Origin of the sequence: Microbulbifer sp. SH-1, from assembly GCF_011326135.1 — a bacterium.
In the GTDB taxonomy this organism is placed as follows: Bacteria; Pseudomonadota; Gammaproteobacteria; order Pseudomonadales; family Cellvibrionaceae; genus Microbulbifer; species Microbulbifer harenosus.
In genome coordinates this window covers 1,947,968-1,965,720 of record NZ_CP046948.1, presented here as the reverse complement: position 1 = coordinate 1,965,720, position 17,753 = coordinate 1,947,968, and the positions used below count along the sequence as shown (strand labels likewise).

At 62.7% G+C, this 17,753-nt stretch carries 14 protein-coding genes; 12 read left to right on the top strand and 2 right to left on the bottom strand.

From position 1 onward, the window contains the following. Positions 1–116 precede the first annotated feature (116 nt). The 6 genes from mreC to GNX18_RS08425 all read left to right on the top strand — a co-directional run bounded on the left by mreC (position 117) and on the right by GNX18_RS08425 (position 9,093). The gene (gene mreC, locus GNX18_RS08450; RefSeq protein ID WP_371808102.1) at positions 117–986 is read left to right on the top strand and encodes a rod shape-determining protein MreC; all 870 of its coding nucleotides are present in this window, start codon (positions 117–119) and stop codon (positions 984–986) included. 4 nt (positions 987–990) lie between these two features. Beyond that, positions 991–1,470 carry a rod shape-determining protein MreD gene (gene mreD / locus GNX18_RS08445; protein ID WP_166217012.1) on the top strand — a complete coding sequence of 160 codons (480 nt, stop codon included), beginning with the start codon at positions 991–993 and terminating at the stop codon, positions 1,468–1,470. A 121-nt stretch (positions 1,471–1,591) separates the two neighbouring features. Further along, a complete protein-coding gene (locus tag GNX18_RS08440) occupies positions 1,592–2,221 on the top strand; it encodes a nucleoside triphosphate pyrophosphatase (RefSeq protein WP_166217010.1) in 630 nt (209 codons plus the stop codon). Continuing rightward, positions 2,218–3,705 carry a ribonuclease G gene (gene rng / locus GNX18_RS08435; RefSeq protein ID WP_138234011.1) on the top strand — a complete coding sequence of 496 codons (1,488 nt, stop codon included), beginning with the start codon at positions 2,218–2,220 and terminating at the stop codon, positions 3,703–3,705. Before GNX18_RS08440 ends, rng begins: the two co-directional genes overlap by 4 nt. Positions 3,706–3,792: 87 nt before the next feature. Further along, positions 3,793–8,160: a YhdP family protein gene (locus GNX18_RS08430; RefSeq protein WP_166217009.1), complete on the top strand. Its 4,368-nt coding sequence runs from the start codon at positions 3,793–3,795 to the stop codon at positions 8,158–8,160. A gap of 93 nt (positions 8,161–8,253) precedes the next feature. Then, positions 8,254–9,093 (top strand): hypothetical protein, encoded by an 840-nt coding sequence (locus tag GNX18_RS08425; RefSeq protein WP_138234013.1) that lies wholly within the window; start codon positions 8,254–8,256, stop codon positions 9,091–9,093. Positions 9,094–9,378: 285 nt separating this feature from the next. On the opposite strand, the gene GNX18_RS08420 is transcribed toward GNX18_RS08425, so the two are convergent. Continuing rightward, positions 9,379–9,702, bottom strand: coding sequence for a peptidylprolyl isomerase (locus GNX18_RS08420; protein WP_138234014.1), 324 nt, complete (start codon positions 9,700–9,702; stop codon positions 9,379–9,381). A 137-nt stretch (positions 9,703–9,839) separates the two neighbouring features. Then, the gene (locus tag GNX18_RS08415) at positions 9,840–10,748 is read right to left on the bottom strand and encodes a neutral zinc metallopeptidase (protein WP_166217007.1); all 909 of its coding nucleotides are present in this window, start codon (positions 10,746–10,748) and stop codon (positions 9,840–9,842) included. Positions 10,749–10,928: 180 nt separating this feature from the next. On the opposite strand from GNX18_RS08415, the gene GNX18_RS08410 reads away from it, so the two are divergent. The 6 genes from GNX18_RS08410 to rlmH all read left to right on the top strand — a co-directional run bounded on the left by GNX18_RS08410 (position 10,929) and on the right by rlmH (position 17,585). After that, the gene (locus GNX18_RS08410) at positions 10,929–11,504 is read left to right on the top strand and encodes an LON peptidase substrate-binding domain-containing protein (protein ID WP_138234016.1); all 576 of its coding nucleotides are present in this window, start codon (positions 10,929–10,931) and stop codon (positions 11,502–11,504) included. Between the two features lie 165 nt (positions 11,505–11,669). After that, positions 11,670–14,348, top strand: coding sequence for a DUF2339 domain-containing protein (locus GNX18_RS08405; protein WP_166217005.1), 2,679 nt, complete (start codon positions 11,670–11,672; stop codon positions 14,346–14,348). 217 nt (positions 14,349–14,565) lie between these two features. After that, positions 14,566–15,846 (top strand): glutamate-5-semialdehyde dehydrogenase, encoded by a 1,281-nt coding sequence (locus GNX18_RS08400; protein WP_166220493.1) that lies wholly within the window; start codon positions 14,566–14,568, stop codon positions 15,844–15,846. 210 nt (positions 15,847–16,056) lie between these two features. Then, entirely contained in the window at positions 16,057–16,704 is a 648-nt protein-coding gene (gene nadD / locus GNX18_RS08395; RefSeq protein ID WP_166217003.1) for a nicotinate-nucleotide adenylyltransferase, read from the top strand. A 32-nt stretch (positions 16,705–16,736) separates the two neighbouring features. Further along, positions 16,737–17,099: a ribosome silencing factor gene (rsfS, locus tag GNX18_RS08390; protein WP_166217001.1), complete on the top strand. Its 363-nt coding sequence runs from the start codon at positions 16,737–16,739 to the stop codon at positions 17,097–17,099. 9 nt (positions 17,100–17,108) lie between these two features. Continuing rightward, on the top strand, positions 17,109–17,585 hold the full coding sequence (gene rlmH / locus GNX18_RS08385) for a 23S rRNA (pseudouridine(1915)-N(3))-methyltransferase RlmH (RefSeq protein ID WP_166216999.1): 477 nt from the start codon (positions 17,109–17,111) through the stop codon (positions 17,583–17,585). Positions 17,586–17,753 lie beyond the last annotated feature (168 nt).

The following is a 17,753-nucleotide window of genomic DNA, read 5'->3' as shown; positions in this document are numbered from 1 at the left end:
CTGCTCTGGCGGCGCTCAGGGAGAAGCGAGTGCCGCCGCATCACCGCGCATGGATCTGGCGCCTCAGCTTATAACAACATCTTTTACGACATCGCTGCTGAACAGGTCGATGGGAGCTGCCCATTAAACCGCTATTTACCCGAGGTCCTTCGCCGGAATCCCGCATCGTGGTGTTGGGGTTGGCCGCGACTGCGTTGATTCTCGTCAATCTCTACACCGATTGGCTGGACCCCGTGCGCGAGCGCCTTTCCAGCCTCGCGGCGCCTTTCTACTGGATTACCGGAACGCCGTCCCGTGTGGGCGACTGGGCGGAAGACCAGCTGCGCACCCGCGAAGAGCTGTTGGAGGAAAACAGCCGTCTCAAGCACCAGGTCATGCTGCTGGAGCAGCAGACCCAACTGCTCGCCGCCGTGCGCGCGGAGAACACCCAGTTAAAAGAGCTGATGAACTCCGCCGAGAGCGTGGACCAGCGAGTGCTGGTGGCTCAGGTGATTGGCGTTTCCCCGGACCCGCTCGAACATGTCCTGATCATCGACAAGGGCCGCAGTGACGGCATTCGCGATGGCACTGCGATCATGGATGCCAGCGGTCTGCTCGGACAGGTGATTGAGGCGGGGCTTTTCTCCAGCCGGGTACTGCTGATCACCGACGCCAACCACGCGCTGCCGGTACAGGTACTGCGCAACAGCCTGCGCGCAGTGGCCGAGGGTACCGGCGATCTGTACCGTCTCAAACTGCGCCACCTTGCCAACACCAGCGACATTCGCGAGGGGGACCTGCTGTTGAGTTCTGGCCTTGGCGGCCGCTTCCCGGCGGGTTATCCGGTGGGAGAGGTGATTGCGGTCAAACGAGATCCGGGCAAGGCCTTTGCCGACGTGGAGGTGCAACCGCGCGGACTGATGAACCGCAGCCGTTTTGTGCTTGCGGTCATCGGCAGCGAAGCGCCCGACCCGGCGCAAAGTGTCAACGCCGAAGCGCGGGATTGACACCATGGAAGCCCACAACCGCTGGTTCATCCTGCTGACGTTTATTGTCGCCCTGTTGCTGGCGGTGATGCCGCTGCCGACCAACTGGCTGTGGTTCCGCCCCTCCTTTTGTGCCCTGCTGGTCATTTTCTGGATCACGCGCATGCCGGAAAATCTGGGGGTGGGGTTTGCCTGGCTGATGGGGCTGCTGGAGGATTTGGTGACCGGTTCGGTTCTGGGCGCCCATGCCCTGTCCCTCGGAGTGATCGCCTACTTCAGTCTGCTGACTTACCGCCGCACCCGCGCATTCAACCCCGGCCAGCAATTGATGTGGGTGTTTGTTCTTGTTGGTATCAACCAGCTGCTGGGCAACTGGGTGCATGGTCTCGCCGGAAAGACGGTGCCCGGGCTTACGTTCCTGTGGCCGGCACTCACCACCGCACTGTTGTGGCCGCTGGTGACACCTTGGCTGGCAGGTATGGCCTCGCGCCTTAGGGTTCGCTGAACACCTGGCTGCAAATAAGTGTTAAGTCGCACCAACGGGGCGGTTATTTTTCGAGCGGGGCCGCTATAATCAGGCCTTCAGCCGAACACCTAGTCCGAATTGATAACGATAAGTCGAACCCGTGCCAACTCCACAGTCTACTCAACGCCTGATTCTCGCCTCCGCGTCGCCGCGGCGGGCGGAGCTGTTGCGGCAGATCGGTGTGCCGTTTGCGGTCGCGGCCACCTCGGTGGAAGAGCGCCGCGATGCCGATGAGTCCCCGCGCGATTACGTGCTGCGCCTGGCGCAGGAGAAGTCGCGCGCCGGCCTGGCACAGGCACATTCGCAGCGCGATGTGTGGTCTCTGGGCGCGGACACCCTTGGTGTCGTTGACGACCAAATTCTTGAGAAACCCCACGATTTCGCCGATTTTAGCCGCATGATGCGTCTCATGTCCGGTCGCGAGCACTCGGTGCTCACGGCGCTGTGCCTGAGTGGCGCTGGCGGTGAATTCAGTGAGGTGGTGGAGACCCGGGTGCACTTTCGCGCGCTGGACCGCGCATTGATTGAGGGCTACTGGCATACCGGTGAGCCCCAGGACAAGGCGGGCGGTTACGGTATTCAGGGCATGGGCGCATTGCTGGTGGCGTCCATTCGCGGCAGTTACAGCAACGTGGTGGGGCTGCCGCTGGAGACTCTGGCGGGGTTTCTGGAGCGGGCAGGTATCGCCTATTGGCAAACAGGGATGAAGTTGGGAGTATCCAGCCCGTGAGCGAAGAATTACTGATCAACGTAGCGCCGATGGAGACCCGTGTGGCGCTGGTGGAAAATGGTGTGCTGCAAGAGGTCTATCTCGAGCGCAGCGCGCGCCGCGGTATTGTCGGCAATATCTACAAAGGCAAGGTGGTACGGGTGCTGCCGGGCATGCAGGCGGCATTTGTGGATATCGGCCTGGAGCGCGCGGGATTCATCCACGCGTCGGATATTGCGCCGCTGGACGAACACGGTATGGAGTCCCGCGAAGGCGAGGTGGCGGACATCCGCGCACTGGTGCGCGAGGGGCAGTCGCTGGTGGTGCAGGTGGTGAAAGACCCCATCTCCAGCAAGGGGGCGCGTCTCACCACCCACCTGTCGGTTTCCGCGCGCTATCTGGTGTACATGCCCCAAACCCGGCATATCGGTATTTCCAACCGTATTGAAGACGAGGCCGAGCGCGAGCGCCTGCGCGCACTGGTTGATCTGGCGGCATCGAAACTGGCGGAAGAGGGCCACAGCGGCGACGGCGGCTTTATCCTGCGCACCGTGGCCGAGGGGGTGAGCGAAGAGGAACTGCTGCGGGATATTCCTTTCCTGTACAAGCTGTGGAAGGAACTGGAGCAGCGTATAAAGGTCGAGAAGGAACCGGCGATCATTTACGAGGACCTGCCGCTGTTCATGCGCGCGCTGCGCGACCTGGCGCGACCGCACACGGAAAAAATCCGCATTGATTCCCGCGAGGCGCACGCGCGTGCCGCCAAGTTCACCAGTAAGTACGCGCCGGAAATCGCCCCGCGCATCGAACACTATCCCGGCGAGCGGCCGCTGTTCGATCTCTACGGGGTGGAAGAGGAAATCCGCAAGGCGCTGCAGAACAAGGTCACGCTCAAATCCGGCGGTTACCTGATCGTCGAGCAGACCGAGGCCATGAGCACCATCGACGTCAACACTGGTGCGTTTGTGGGCCACCGCACCTTGGAAGAGACTATCTTCAAGACCAACCTGGAGGCGGCCACCGCCATCGCCCGCCAGCTGCGCCTGCGCAATCTCGGCGGCATCATCATCATCGACTTTATCGATATGCAGGACCCGGAACACCAGCGCCAGGTGCTGCGCACTCTGGAAAAAGCCCTGGAGCGGGATCACGCCAAGAGCAGTATCACCGGAGTGTCCGAGCTGGGTCTGGTGGAAATGACGCGCAAGCGCACCCGCGAGTCCCTCGGCCAGATGCTCTGTGAGCCATGCAGCGTCTGTTCCGGGCGCGGTACCCTGAAAACCGCCGAAACCGTGTGCTATGAAATCTTTCGGGAGATCATCCGCGAGGCGCGCGCCTACGACAGTGACAAGATCATGGTACTGGCGAGCCAGGTGGTGATCGATCTGCTGTTGGACGAAGAGTCCGCCAATGTGGCGGATCTCGAAGAATTTATCGGCCGCCCCATCCAGTTCCAGGTGGAGCCCATCTACAACCAGGAGCAGTACGACATTGTACTGGTGTGAGTCAGCTACCGGCACCCTGCGCGCGCGCCGCCGACACGACGCCGCGATAGGGACCCTCCGTGGAACCATCATCGGGAGCCGTACCTGATGCTGTGGCTGCGCTGGTTTGCCCGCAAGTTCTGGCTGCTGGTGGTCACCCTGGTGATCTCGCTGGCCATTCTGGTGCAGACCGGGCGCATCCTCTCGCCGCAGGTCGGCAAGTACAGTCCCCAGATCGGCCACTGGTTGTCGGAGCGCCTCGGTGCGCCGGTGTCGCTGGATCACATCTCCCTGCGCTGGCAGGCGCTGGAAGTGGCGCTGCAAATCGACGGCCTCAATATCGGCGCCGACAGGCAGGTGAAACTGCGCCGCGGTCTGTTCCACCTGGATCTGTTGTCGAGCCTGTGGAATCGCGAGCTCATCTGGAAAAACCTGGAAGTGGACGGCTTTTCCGCGCAGCTGCAGCAGCGCGCGGAAGGGGGCTGGCAGGTGCAAGGGTTCCCACTGGCGAGTGCCGCGGCACCCACACAGGATGCGGATAAAACCGCGGGCGTCCGCCTCGGCGATCCGGCGCGTATTTTCCAGTTGGGGCCCAAGGTGCAGGTGCGGGATGCCAGTATCGGCCTGACCCTCAGCGGCGGCCAGTCGGCCAATCTCGATCTGCGGGAAATCCAGCTGGAGAATATTGGCAATTTCCACCGCTTGGTGGCCAGGGCCTATGTCACCGGGGCCATGGAGAGCCTTCACCGCGGTGAGGAAAGTTTTCATCTGGTGCTGGAAGGCCGCGGCAACCCGCGCCGCAGCGACGAGTTCTCCCTGCGCGGTTATGCGCAGCTGAACGATCTGCTGGTGGACGCGGATCTGGTGGGGCTGCTCTACCAGCTGTCGCCGCTGCCGGAAAAACTGTATTGGCCCGGGCGCAAGCTTGCGGGCGGTCGCCTGTGGCTCAGTTCCGATGCGAAGGACGGCTACCGTCTGCGCGGTGACCTGAGCCTTGCGCAGTCGGCTGAGGGCCTCGCGGAAGAAACGCAACCGACGGCCCCCCAGGCCGGCGACCGGTCCCGCGGCGCGCTGGAAACCCTGAATGCGCTGTCCAGCAATATTTCCGGGCGCTGGCGTCCCGGTGAATCCTGGGAGCTGGTGCTGCAGCAACTGGGACTCAACTGGCAACAATTGGAAGTGCCCGACGTCAACTTGCAGGCGAGTGGCGACCAGCAGGGCAATCTGCAGCTGGCGGTGGACCAGATCGAGTTACAGGCGTGGCATCGGGTCCTGCGGGTACTGGAGCTGATTCCGGAGAAGGCCGACGAGTGGCTGCAGGCGTTGGAGCCCACCGGTGAACTCATGAATGTGCGCCTGTCGCGCCGCGATGGCGATGTCAGTGTGTCGGCCAATTTGCAGAACGTGGCGGCTGGTGCTCATCTGGGGGCGCCAGCAGTGACGGGGGTCAATGGGTACGTCTCTCTCAATGGCCAGGGCGGCCGTGTGGAGCTCGACAGCGGTCCGGGTTTCAGCGCGCATTTTCCGCAGCTCTACGCGCGACCGTTTTCTTTCGGCGCCGCCCGCGGCACCGTGGCCTGGGATATTGACCGCGAGCACAACACGGTGTCGGTGTACTCCGGCCCGCTGATGCTGGACGCCGCGAATGAACTTCCCGGTGGCGATGCTTCTCTCCCGTCTGGCGGCGCCTTTCGCGGTCAGTTCCTATTGCAGATTCCACTGATTCCCCACAGCCGCGCCGCTGATTTCACACTGGCCCTGGGTTTGCGCGATGTTGCGGTGGCGGAGCAGCACAACCTGGTGCCCACGGTGGTGAGCGATGACCTGCGCCAGTGGTTGAATCAGAGCATCGGCAAGAACAACAAGGGCCGTATTCCCAGCGCCGGATTTGTGTACCGCGGCTACAGCTATCGCGAAGGGGAAGATCGGGACCTGTTGGCGCTCGGTCAACACGAATTCCGCCATACGGTGCAGTTGCAGGCGGATATTGCGGACAGCAGCCTGGAGTACGCCCCCGGTTGGCCGGTGGCGAAGAATGTGGACGGACATCTCGGTATCAACGACCGCGACGTGCTGGTCGTGGCGCCGCGGGCGCGACTCTGGCATGTGGATGGCGCCAATATCGCGGTGCGTGTATCGCCGGAGGAAACCGGCTCGCGCCTCGATGTGCGCGCGGAACTGGCGGGCCCGGCGGCGGACGGCCTCAAGCTGTTGCGGGAGTCGCCGCTGCGGGACAAACTCGGCAAGGCGTTCGATCACTGGACGCTGGATGGTGCTATGCAGGGCACCCTGCACATTGCCCAGCCTCTCGGCGGTGCGGATGTCGCGTCCAGTCAGCAGATCGACCTGCAACTGAGCGATGCGCACCTGAAGTTGCAGAACCTGAAACTCGATGTCGAACAGCTGAACGGCAATCTGCGCTATCACAGCGTTGAAGGACTCAAAGGATCTACCTTCCAGGGGCAGCTGTGGGGACAGCCGCTGAAGGCGTCCATTCAGCACCTGGGTGAAGGTGAGGAGCGCGATACCCAGGTGGTGGTGCGCGGCCAGGCGCACACCGAAAGCGTCGCGCAGTGGAGTGGCCGCCCTGAGCTGCAGTGGCTCGACGGCGCCCTTGATTACACCGCGCGTATCACCATTCCCGCCAGCGCCAGGCACAAACCCTACGGTGCAGTGCTGGAACTGCAATCGGATCTCGAACAGGTGTCGGTGAACTTGCCTGCGCCCCTGACCAAACCCTCGGGGCAGAAATCCCGCTTTGTGCTGCGGGTGCCCATCGGCGACCAGGGCAACCTGTATCACCTCAGTTACGGCGAGCACCTGCAGGGGCAGATCTGGCAGGTGGACGGCCAGCTGGAGCGCGCCGCCATTGCTCTGAATGCAGAGGCAAAACTGCCGCCGTCGCCAGGTATCGCGATTGTCGGCGACCTGCCGCTGATTGACCTGCCGCTGTGGAAAGATGCACTCGCGATCTACACGGATGAAAAGACCGAGGTGGCGACGGCGAGCACCACAGAGCATGTCGCCGCCACTGAGACAGATGGGCATTCTGCGGAGCCGGACGCTACCCGGGAGGAAATGGTGGATGCCCGCCGCCTGCCCATTACCCTGGATCTCAGTACGGATCTGCTGCGTATTTCCGAGTCCGCTCAGATCGACAATATCCAGGTGAGCGGTCGCGGACTCGGCGAGGACTGGCAGCTCCAGTTTGAGAGCGAAACCGCCAGTGGTGAACTCTCCGGCATGCTGCACGCCAGTACGCCACTGCAGCTCAGGCTCAAGCATCTGCGCCTGCCGGCGATGAGCGGAAACAAATCGGATGAGGAGGGCGCCGCGGAGCACGCTGCCCCTCCAGCGGATCGCTGGCAGGGATTCGATTTCGCCAGCCTTCCAAATGTGGACTTCAGTGCCGAGCAATTGTGGTTGGGCGAGGAGTCCATGGGCCCCTGGTCCTTCCGCGTGCGGCCGTCGGCGGAGCGCCTGGTGGTGAGTGAAATTCGCGGCGCCATGCGCGGTATCCAGATCGAGGGGCGCGGCGAAGGGGATAACCGTCTCGGTGCGCAGTTGATGTGGATGCGCGATGACGCCGGTCGCGAGTCGTCGCAGTTTATTGGCCGTCTGAACGGCGGCAACCTCGGAGACGTACTGCAGGCTTGGGGGCAGGAGGCGGCGATTGAGAGCCGCAGCGCGGTGTTTGATACCGCGCTGCGCTGGAGTGGTTCCCCCGCCATGGTGAACCCCGGCAGCCTCAATGGCGAGATCCGTATCGATATCCGCGACGGCCGTTTCCTGCGCGCCAGCGATAGCGCCGGTACTTCGCTGCTGCGGTTGCTGTCTCTGTTCAACTTTGATACCTGGGCGCGGCGCCTGCGTCTGGACTTTTCCGATCTGGTACAGAGCGGCCTGACGTTTGACCAGGTACACGGTGAGGTATTTTTCGAGGGCGATGGCGAACTGCTGATCGCGGTGCCGATCCAGGTGGTGGGCCCCACCAGTGAATTGCAGATGGCGGGCCGCGTAAACCTGCAGCGGGAAGATCTGAACTTGACCCTGGTGGCGACGCTGCCGGTGGGCAACAATCTGGCCTTCGTGGCTGCGCTCGCCGGTGGCCTGCCGGCGGCAGCGGGGGTTTACCTGATCAGCAAGGTGTTCAAGAAACAGGTAGATCGCGTGGCCAGCGTAAGCTATCGCATCAACGGCGAGTGGTCCGACCCGGAAGTGCGCTTCGACCGTCTGTTTGACGATGGTGCTGCGGACCGGGAGGGCGAGAGCGCCATCGCCGAGCGCCAGCAGGAAATAGATGAGCGCCAGCGGCAAATGGCCGAGGCTGCGGCACGTGAACAGGCCGCAGAAACCCCGGATTCTGCCAGTCCCGGGCCCGCGGCCCGCGGAGAGCCCCCGGTGTCGGCTGCACCCGGCGGAGGCCCGCAGCAGTGGGCACCGGAAGGGCGCGCGCTACCGCTGGGTGCGGGTTAATGGTTGCAATAACCGAATAATTATTCGATATTGGCGTTTCTCAGTAAAAATAATGACAGAAGAATAAAAAACACTATCAGAGGTTCGTTGCCAATGACTGAGGTGGTCTCTTTGGTCGGTATTTCCGTTAACCGCTATACGCTGTTCAAACTGTTCAAATACACCGTCTATTGTCTGCTGGCTTACAATGTTTACGCCTTCTTCGTAGAAAACCACGTCGCTGCGGGTACGATCTTCGCGGACGGGGTCAGCCTCGGCAAGATCATCGAAGCCTACAACGACTCCATCGACACACTGGCCTGGGTTCTGCTTCTCATGGTGTTCGAGCTGGAAACCTGGGTGCTGTCGGACGCAAGACTGAAAGGCGGCACCAAGTGGCTATTGAACGCCGTGTCTGCCTTCTGTTACGTCTTTATCGTTTATTCCTTTTACGGCTATGTCTCGGAGATGGTGTCGCTGACACATCTGCTGCCGATGGCGGGCAGTGCTTGTGATGTGGCGGCGGGCGGCGGCTGGTCGGTGGTGCTGGAGCAGGACGATTACACGCCGCTGACGGTGGCGAACTGCGGCTCACTGGCGGATGTGCATTTGCTGCGTCTCGCGGACGCGCAGATTGTGGGAGACGCGTCTGTGTGGCGGGAGATTCAGTGGCTGGCGTGGGTGGATGTGATCAATGCCGGTGCCTGGCTACTAGTGGTGGCGATCCTGGCCTTTGATGTTTGGCTGCAACTGCGCCACGAACTGTCCGATGCCATTATGCGCTACTCGCAGATTGTAAAAGGGCTGCTGTATTTCACCCTGCTGATCTGTGCCATCTACTGGGGCTACAGCGGCAGCTTGCTGGAGTTCTGGGATGCCTTCCTGTGGCTGGTGGCGTTCTTCTTTATCGAGATGAATCTGTTTGAGTGGCAGGCGGAAACCAGCGCGGAGTGAGCCTGGCTAGTCGAGTGAGTTCTTCGTAAGACAGACCTGTGGCGCCAAGGTGCTGGTGCGAGTATTTCGAATCGCTGTGAATACCCGCAAGCGGGCCCGGCCGCCAATCAAAGATTGGCGTCGTTAGGCTGCTCGCGAAGCAGTGCTTCGCATACGATTGCCTAACCCAAATACGCTCCGGCGCCGCCATCCATGGCGACGACGGTTCGAAATACTCGCACCAGCACCTTGTCTTAACTTCGACCCATTGCGCTCTTATCACTGAGCCGTTGCGGAAAATCGTTACTAGTCTTTACGGCTGGTCACTTCCAGCAGGTGATACCCGAACTGGGTTTTCACCGGGCCGTGCACCTTGTTCAGCTCCTCATTGAACACCACCTTGTCGAATTCCGGCACCATCTGACCCTGGCTGAATTCACCCAGATCACCGCCGCTGCGGCCTGAAGGGCACTTGGAATATTGCTGGGCGATCTTTCCGAAATCCGCACCGTCTTCAATCTGCTTTTTCAGATCCTGACACTGGGCTTCGCTTTCTACGAGAATGTGGCGGGCTGTTGCTTTTGGCACTGGGATCTCCTTTTCTTGGAGTGAATAAAATTTTGAGGGCAGGAGCTTAGTAGGTGAAAAGCCCTACGGCTAGTCGATTTTGATTTTGTACTGTGAACTTGCCGCGAAGGTGCCGATGCCGGGTGTCGCCACGGATTCTGTTCTGTGCTTTCTCAGCACACTACGAAGAACTTAAATAATTACTGCCCGGATAACGCCGCAAATGTATTGCACTTGTTCACGTCGCCGGTGGTGAACCCCTGCTTGAACCAGTAGGCCCGCTGCTCAGCGCTGCCGTGGGTAAAGGCGTCGGGGGAAACGGCGCGGCCGGCGCGGCGCTGCAGGTGGTCGTCGCCCACCGCGGCGGCGGCGCGCAGGCCTTCTTCGATGTCACCGGGCTCCAACATGTCGCGGTCGCGGTGCGCGTAGAAGGCCCAGACACCGGCAAAGCAGTCTGCCTGCAACTCCAGCATCACCGACAGCCGGTTGGCCGTCACCTTGTCCGATTGCATCCGCGCCTGTTGCACCTTCTCCGAAGTGCCCAGAAGGTTCTGCACATGGTGGCCCACTTCGTGGGCGATCACATAGGCGAAGGCAAAATCGCCCGGTGCGCCCAACTGCTTCAGCTCGTTCAGGAAACTGAGGTCCAGGTACACCTTGCCATCACCGGGGCAGTAAAACGGCCCCACCGCGGCGGAACTGAGGCCGCAGGCAGAGCGCACCGCATCGGTATAGAGCACCAGCTTCGGTGCGGTGTACTCGGAGCCGGCCTGTTCGAAAAGCTCCCCCCAGGTATCCTCGGTATCCGCGAGCACCACCGAGACGAACTGCGCCACTTCATCATCCGCACCCGCAGCACCTGGCGCCGTCTGCGAGTCCGGGCCAAGGCCCGGTGGCTCCGTGCCTGGCGTGCCGGTGAACAGGTTGCCGCCGAAGTAATAAAGCGCCGCCAGCGCCAGCAGAATCAGCCAACCCTTTTTGCTCCGCAGCAGAAATGGTGCCAGTGCCAGCAGATTGCCAGGGCCGCCACCCAAGCCGCCGCCACCGGGCGCGGGTTCTCCGCGGCGATCCTCCACATTCGAACTTCTGCGACCCTGACGCCAGCGCATGGTGCACCTCTATGATTCACATCCGCGTATTGACTTCAGCATAGAACAGCTGGCGCGGATTTCCGTTTTATCTTCGCGACCATATCCTTACCCAGTAGCTGGCAGTGGTATCTTTGTCGCCTTATACGGCCCATTCTGGGCCGAATGGGCTGTTGATGAATTGATCGCGGGGCGGATATTTTGTCGCTGATTCCACTTTTCCCTCTCCACATGGCGTTGTTTCCAGGCGTGACCCTGCCGTTGCGGATTTTTGAACAGCGCTACCTGCGTCTTGTGAGTGAGTCCCTAAAGACGGACACCGGCTTCGGCGTCGCGCTGATCCGCAGTGGTCGCGAGGTTGGGCCGGCGGAAGTCTGGCCCATCGGACTCTATGTGCGCATTGTCGACTGGAGTCAGGGCGAGGAGGGGTTGTTGCATATCGAGGTGACAGGACAGTCGCGTTTCCGCGTGCTGGAAACCTACAGCGAGGACGACGGCCTGCTGATGGCGGATGTGGAGTGGTTGCCGGATGAGGAGTCCCACCCGGTGCCCGACAGCTGTGACGGTCTGCTCGCGGTGCTGAACGAACTGAAGCAGCATGCGGCGATACTTGCGCTGAAGTTTGCGCCGGTGGAGAGCGCCGAGGCGCTGTCGTGGCAGCTGGCGCAGCTATTGCCACTGGACGACGCGGTGCGGCTGGAACTGTTGGCCAGCCACGACCCTCTGGAGCGGCTCGCGCACATTGCCGCCAACCTGGATCGGTGGGCCAGGCAGTAAACCGACACCGGGCGCCGGCCGGTGGCGAGCCCTTGAAATGTCAGCGAGTCCGCGTGTGCACGCTGCTATTTCTGGGGGGACGAGCGGAACTATCAAGGCGATATCGCTGATCGCCGGGTCAATAAGCGGACAGCGAATAACGATAAACGGCTGTTTTGGGGGCGTATGGACAATCTGGTGTTACTCGGCGTGCTGCTGATTCTGACGGTGGTCGTCGGTTCTTTCCTGGGGATTTTTGCCTTTGCCGAAGTGAAAAGCCTGCGCGGTGAAGTGCGCCGGTTGCGGCAGGCGGTTGAGTTGGCATCCGGCAATGCGCCTGCTGCCGGCCGCACTGCTGCGACTTCTCCGGCACAAGTTTCACCGGGCGGTGCGGCTGCCCCTGAACCCCGTGTTGCCGGAGGGTTACCGCCGCGCGCCAATGTGCCTGAGCAGGCGCCGCCCGACGAGCCGGCCCCGCCAGAGCCGGTTGCGGCCGCCGGATCTGCTGCGCGCACAGAACCATCCCGGGCGGCGGTTGCAGTGCCCGCTGGCGATACTTTCTGGGAGCGCATGCAGCAGAACTGGATGGTGTGGCTCGGTGGTGCCTGTGTGGCGCTGTCGGGAGTTTTTCTTGCGCGCTATGGCATCGAGCAGGGGCTGCTGGGCCCGCGGGTGCGGGTAGCGCTGGGGCTCATAACTGCGCTGGCCTTGTATGTCGCTTCCGAAGTGTTGCGGCGTCGAACCGGCGGCAGCCATCCCACCTTTGCCGCGCTGGCGGGTGGCGGCGCCATTACGGCCTTCGCTGCCATCCTCTCAGCGGTCCATTTGTACCAGCTGTTTGAGCCAGGCCCCGCCTTCGCCATGTTGGCTCTGGTGGCGCTCGTCACCATGTGGCTGGCGCGGCTGCACGGCCCTGTGCTGGCGGGCATCGGCATGCTCGGTGCTTACTCGGTGCCGATACTGGTGTCCACCGGCGGCGGCAATGTGCTCGGCGCCATGGTGTACGCGCTGATCATCACCACCTCGGTGCTGTTGCTGCTGCGCCATGTGTATCGCAACTGGCTGTGGTTTGGGCTGCTTGCGGGCGCGCTGGCCTGGTGGCTGATCTCGATGTTCGGGCACCAGGCCGACAGCTGGCGGGGGCCCTATCTGGCAGCGTTGGCGTACCTGTTGCTCGCCGTCGTATCCGGAGACTGGCTGCTGCAGCGGCGCGCTGGTGACGCTCGGGACGAGGCGGTTGCGGGCGCGAGTGGCGTTGATCCACTGCTGTTGCCCAGCCTGACGTTGCCGGTCGCGGCGCAGTGCCTGTCGATTTTCCGCGAAGGCTTTGTGTCCTCGTCCCTCACCTCCGCGCTCTGGGCCTGGAGCCCGCTGCCGCTGGTGCTGTTTGTTGCCTCCCGCCGCCGGGCCGCACTGGCGCCGCTTCCCTGGGTGCTGCTGCTGGGGCAGCTGGCGGCGTGGCTTGCGGGGAGACTGGATCAGTGGGGAGAGGCATCGGTGCGGTTGCTGCCACTGCCCGCGGAACAGCAAGGGGGGTTCCTGGCGTTTCTCGCACTGACCGCGGTGCTGTTTTCCGCCTGTGCGCTGATCAATTTCCGCATGGGCATCGCCCGTTTCTGGTGGGCATCGCTGGCGGTGATGGCACCGCTGCTGTCGCTGCCGGTGGGGTATATGCTGGCGGGGGACGCTCTGTCGCGCTATTGGTGGTGCCTGTACGCGGCGGTGTTCGGTGCGGTATTCCTGTATCTCGGCAGTCGCGGCGCCGGGCGCGGCTGGCACAAATCCATGGTGGTTTGGCTGTTTATTGCCGGGCATTTCGCATACAGCCTGGCGGCCTGTCTGTGGCTGGAGCAGGCGAGCCTGACGCTCGCCATGGCGCTGCAACTGGTGCCGCTGGCGTGGATTATCCGTCGCTTTGACATGCCCGCACTGGGCTGGCTGTTGAAGGGCGTCCTGCTGCTGGTGGTGGTGCGTCTCACCTTGAATCCATGGCTGTTGAGCTACGGCGATAACAGCCACTGGTCCCTGTGGACTTATGGTGGCGCCGCGCTGTGCGCCTGGCTTGCCACCCGCATCCTGCGGCATCCGCAGCCGGCTCTCGCGCGCTGGGCCGAAGCGGCGGCGCTGCACCTGCTGGTACTGACGCTCTGGGCTGAGAGTCGCTACTGGCTGTACGACGGCCACGCTTTTGCCGCGGACTTCCGCTTTGCCGAAGCGGTAATCAATATGTGGCTGTTTGCCGGCCTGGGGCTGGTGTATTACCGCAAGAGTCTGCTTGCCGGCAGCTTCTCCCGCTGGTACGACGGCTACGGGCGTCTGCTGATGCTGGCGGCGGCGGTGAACTACCTGGGAATTCTGCTGGCCACCGCCGCCAGCGAGCCCTGGGTATGGCGCTCGGTGGGAGCGCGGCCACTGATAAATATGCTGTTGCCGGCATTTGCCGGCCCCGCACTGCTGGCGTGGCTGGTGCACCGCTGGTACCTGCCGGGGGTGCGCCGGTTGGCAGGATTGGTGTCGGCGCTGGCCGCGTTTATCTGGATTTCGCTGGAAGTGCGCCACCTGTGGCAGGGCAACATTCGCCTCGACAGCGCCACCGCAACCGGAGAGCTGTACACCTATTCAGCGGTGTGGCTGGCGCTCGCGGTAGCGGCGATCCTGATTGGCAGCTGGCGCGGCTGGCGCAGCTGTTACCGGGGTGGAATGGCGGTGCTTGCACTGGTGATCGTCAAGCTTTTCCTGGTGGATATGGCCGGACTGGAAGGGCTGTTGCGGGTGGCCTCATTTATGGGCATGGGACTGGCGCTGCTTGGCATCGCCTATCTCCACCAGAGGTTAGGGCACAGGCACCCCAGTCCCGGTCAATAACACGAACACGCCCGCTCCATATCAAACGGGAGTGGGGGCGGTATTCCCGCGAGGTTACGGTATACTGCGCGGCCATTTTCCGCACGCGCCGTCGCGCGCGCAGCGAGAACTGCGTGGAAAATAGGATGGGATCGAGGCAAATCCCCGCGTTTTTGCATGAAATGAATGGAGATCAGTAGTGAACAGTGTCAGTGACAGCGCCGCCGCTAATGCCGCTATTAGTGCTACAGCGCATGAGCAGGACTCCACCGAAGCCAGGTTGCAGGCCATGGGCCGCGCCGCGCGCGCTGCCGCCCGTCTGATGGCCCGCGCTGATACCGGAAGCAAAAACGCCGCGCTCAAAGCCATCGCCGCGGAGCTGGACGCCCAGCGACCGCAGCTGGCGGCGGCCAACGCCAAAGACATGCGCAAAGGCCGCGACAACGGCCTTGACGCCGCGCTGCTGGACCGGCTGGAACTGACCGATGCGCGCATCGACGGGATGATCGAGGGACTGCTGCAGATCGCAGAACTGCCGGACCCGGTGGGCGAAGTCAGCGACCTTAAATACCGCCCCACTGGCATCCAGGTGGGCAAAATGCGCGTACCGCTCGGCGTGGTCGGGATCATTTACGAATCGCGACCCAATGTGACCATCGACGCCGCCAGCCTGTGCCTGAAGTCCGGCAACGCGACCATTCTGCGCGGCGGCAGCGAGGCACTGCACTCCAACGGCGCCATCGCCGCATGTATTGCCGCCGGCCTGCGACAGGCTGGCCTGCCGGAGACGGCGGTACAGGTGGTGGATACCACCGACCGCGCCGCGGTGGGAGCACTGATTTCCATGCCGGAATACGTGGACGTGATTGTTCCCCGCGGTGGCAAGGGCCTTATTGAACGCATCAGCCGCGAGGCGCGGGTGCCGGTGATCAAACATCTGGACGGCATCTGCCACGTCTACCTGGACGACCGCGCCGACCCGGAGAAGGCATTCAACATCGCGCTGAACGCCAAGACCCACCGCTACGGTGTGTGCAACGCGATGGAAACCCTGCTGGTGGCCGAGGCGGTAGCGGCGGAATTCCTGCCCCGCCTGGCGGCGGCTTACCTTGAAAAAGGCGTGGAACTGCGCGGTTGCGAAAAAACCCGCGCCATCGTGCCCCAGGCACTGCCGGCGACGGAGGAAGACTGGGCCACAGAATACCTGGCACCGGTGCTGTCGATCCGCGTGGTGGCGGATATGGATACGGCGATGGACCACATCGCCCGCTACAGCTCCGGCCACACCGAGTCCATCGTCACCGAGGATTACAGCCGCGCGCGTCGCTTTCTAGCAGAGGTGGACTCCAGTTCGGTGATGGTCAATGCCTCCACCCGCTTCGCGGATGGTTTTGAATACGGACTGGGCGCGGAAATCGGTATCAGCACCGACAAGATCCACGCCCGCGGCCCGGTGGGGCTCGAGGGGCTCACCTCGCAGAAGTGGATCGTGTTTGGGGATGGGCATATCCGCCAGTAACAAAGTGATTCGGGAACTCTGAACGAAGTTGTTCATTGTATTGATGGCCGAAATGAAGGCGACGATACCGGGGGCCATTCGCGAGACCTTCCGCGAGAGGGACCTCGCGGAAGAGCCCCCATGGATGGGTTCACGGCGTGTCTCGCGAATGGTCCCCGGTAGCGTCGCCGCCACCAAACTCAGTTGTGGTACCAGTCAGCGGGTGACGACGTGGCAGAAAAGCTGAAAACCATCGCCCTGTTCGGCGGCACCTTTAACCCGGTGCACTTCGGCCACCTGCGCATGGCGCTGGAGCTGAAGGAAGCGCTGGGGTTTGACGAAATGCGCCTGCTGCCCTCCCACCAGCCGGCGCACCGCGCCGAACCGGGGGTGAGCGCCGAGGCCCGGCGCGACATGCTGGCGCTGGCGCTGGAAGGGTGTCCCGACCTGACGCTGGACGAGCGCGAACTGGCGCGGGAGGGGCCCACCTACACCGTGGATACCCTCGAAGAACTGCGGCAGGAATTGGGGAATAACGTCTCCATCAGCTTCTGTATGGGGCTCGACTCCCTGCTCGGCCTGCCCGGCTGGCACCGCTGGGAGCGGCTGCCGGAACTGGCCCACCTGGTGGTGGTGACCCGTCCCGGTTGGCAGATGCCGCGGGATGGTGAGGTGGCGGAACTGTTGGCCCGCTGCCGTGGAAGCATGGACGATATTCGCGGGGAGCCTGCCGGGCGCATCCTGATGCGGGAGCAGACCCTGCTGCCGATCTCTGCGACCGCAATTCGCAGCCTGATCGGCCGCGGCCGCTCGGCGCAGTTTCTACTGCCGGAGCGGGTACTCAACTACATTCAGATTCATCAGCTCTACAAGAGCTAAAAGCAGGGGCCCGGGCCCCAGATACAGGTGTTATGACTGATCTCAAGACAATTGCCGTAAATGCACTGGAAGACCTCAAGGGCCAAGACATCACCGCCCTCGACGTATCCGAACTCAGCGATGTGATGGAAACCCTCATCATCTGCACCGGTACCTCCAACCGCCAGGTGAAATCTCTCGCCAACAACGTGGTGGAGGACGGCAAAGAAGCCGGCTACCGCCCAATTGGCGTCGAGGGCATGGAAACCGGCGAGTGGGTGCTGGTGGACTACGGCGATGTGGTCGTGCACGTGATGCAGGCGGAAACCCGCCGCTTCTACGACCTGGAAAAACTCTGGTCCATGACCCCCAACACCCGCGCCAATGCGGACGGCAGCGATCCGCACACGGACTGACATCCGGTCATGAAGATCCGAATTCTGGCCGCCGGCGGCAAGATGCCGGCCTGGGTGCAGGAGGGCTACGGCGAATACGCCAAGCGCCTGCCCCGGGAGCTCACTCTGGAAATGGTGGAAATTCCTCTCGGCAACCGCGGTCAGAAAAACGCCGCCGCGCTGGTGGAAAAGGCCCGCCAGAAAGAGGGGGAGGCCATGCTCGCCGCCATCAGCCCGCGGGACCATGTGGTGGCGCTGGAGGTGACCGGCAAGGCCTGGAGCACGGAACAGTTGTCGCGGGAACTGGCGGGCTGGCAGCTGGGGGGCAGCAATGTGTGCCTGCTGATCGGCGGGCCGGACGGACTGTCGAAAGAGTGCCTGGCGCGGGCCAACCAGAAATGGTCACTGTCGGCGCTGACCATGCCGCACCCGCTGGTGCGGGTATTGCTGGCGGAACAGCTGTACCGCGCCTGGACCCTGCTGGCGGGGCATCCCTATCACAAATAGCTGAACCACCTCTCCGTGAACACGGGCCGCTGTGCTTCTTCCCGTGAACTTGCGCGCGGCGCAGCAGTCAGAAGAACCCTGGAGACTCTTCCAGATACTCTGCAGGGACGGCAAAACTGTGTACACTTCGTGGTCATTTTCGCGCCACCGATAATCCCACTGCACCCA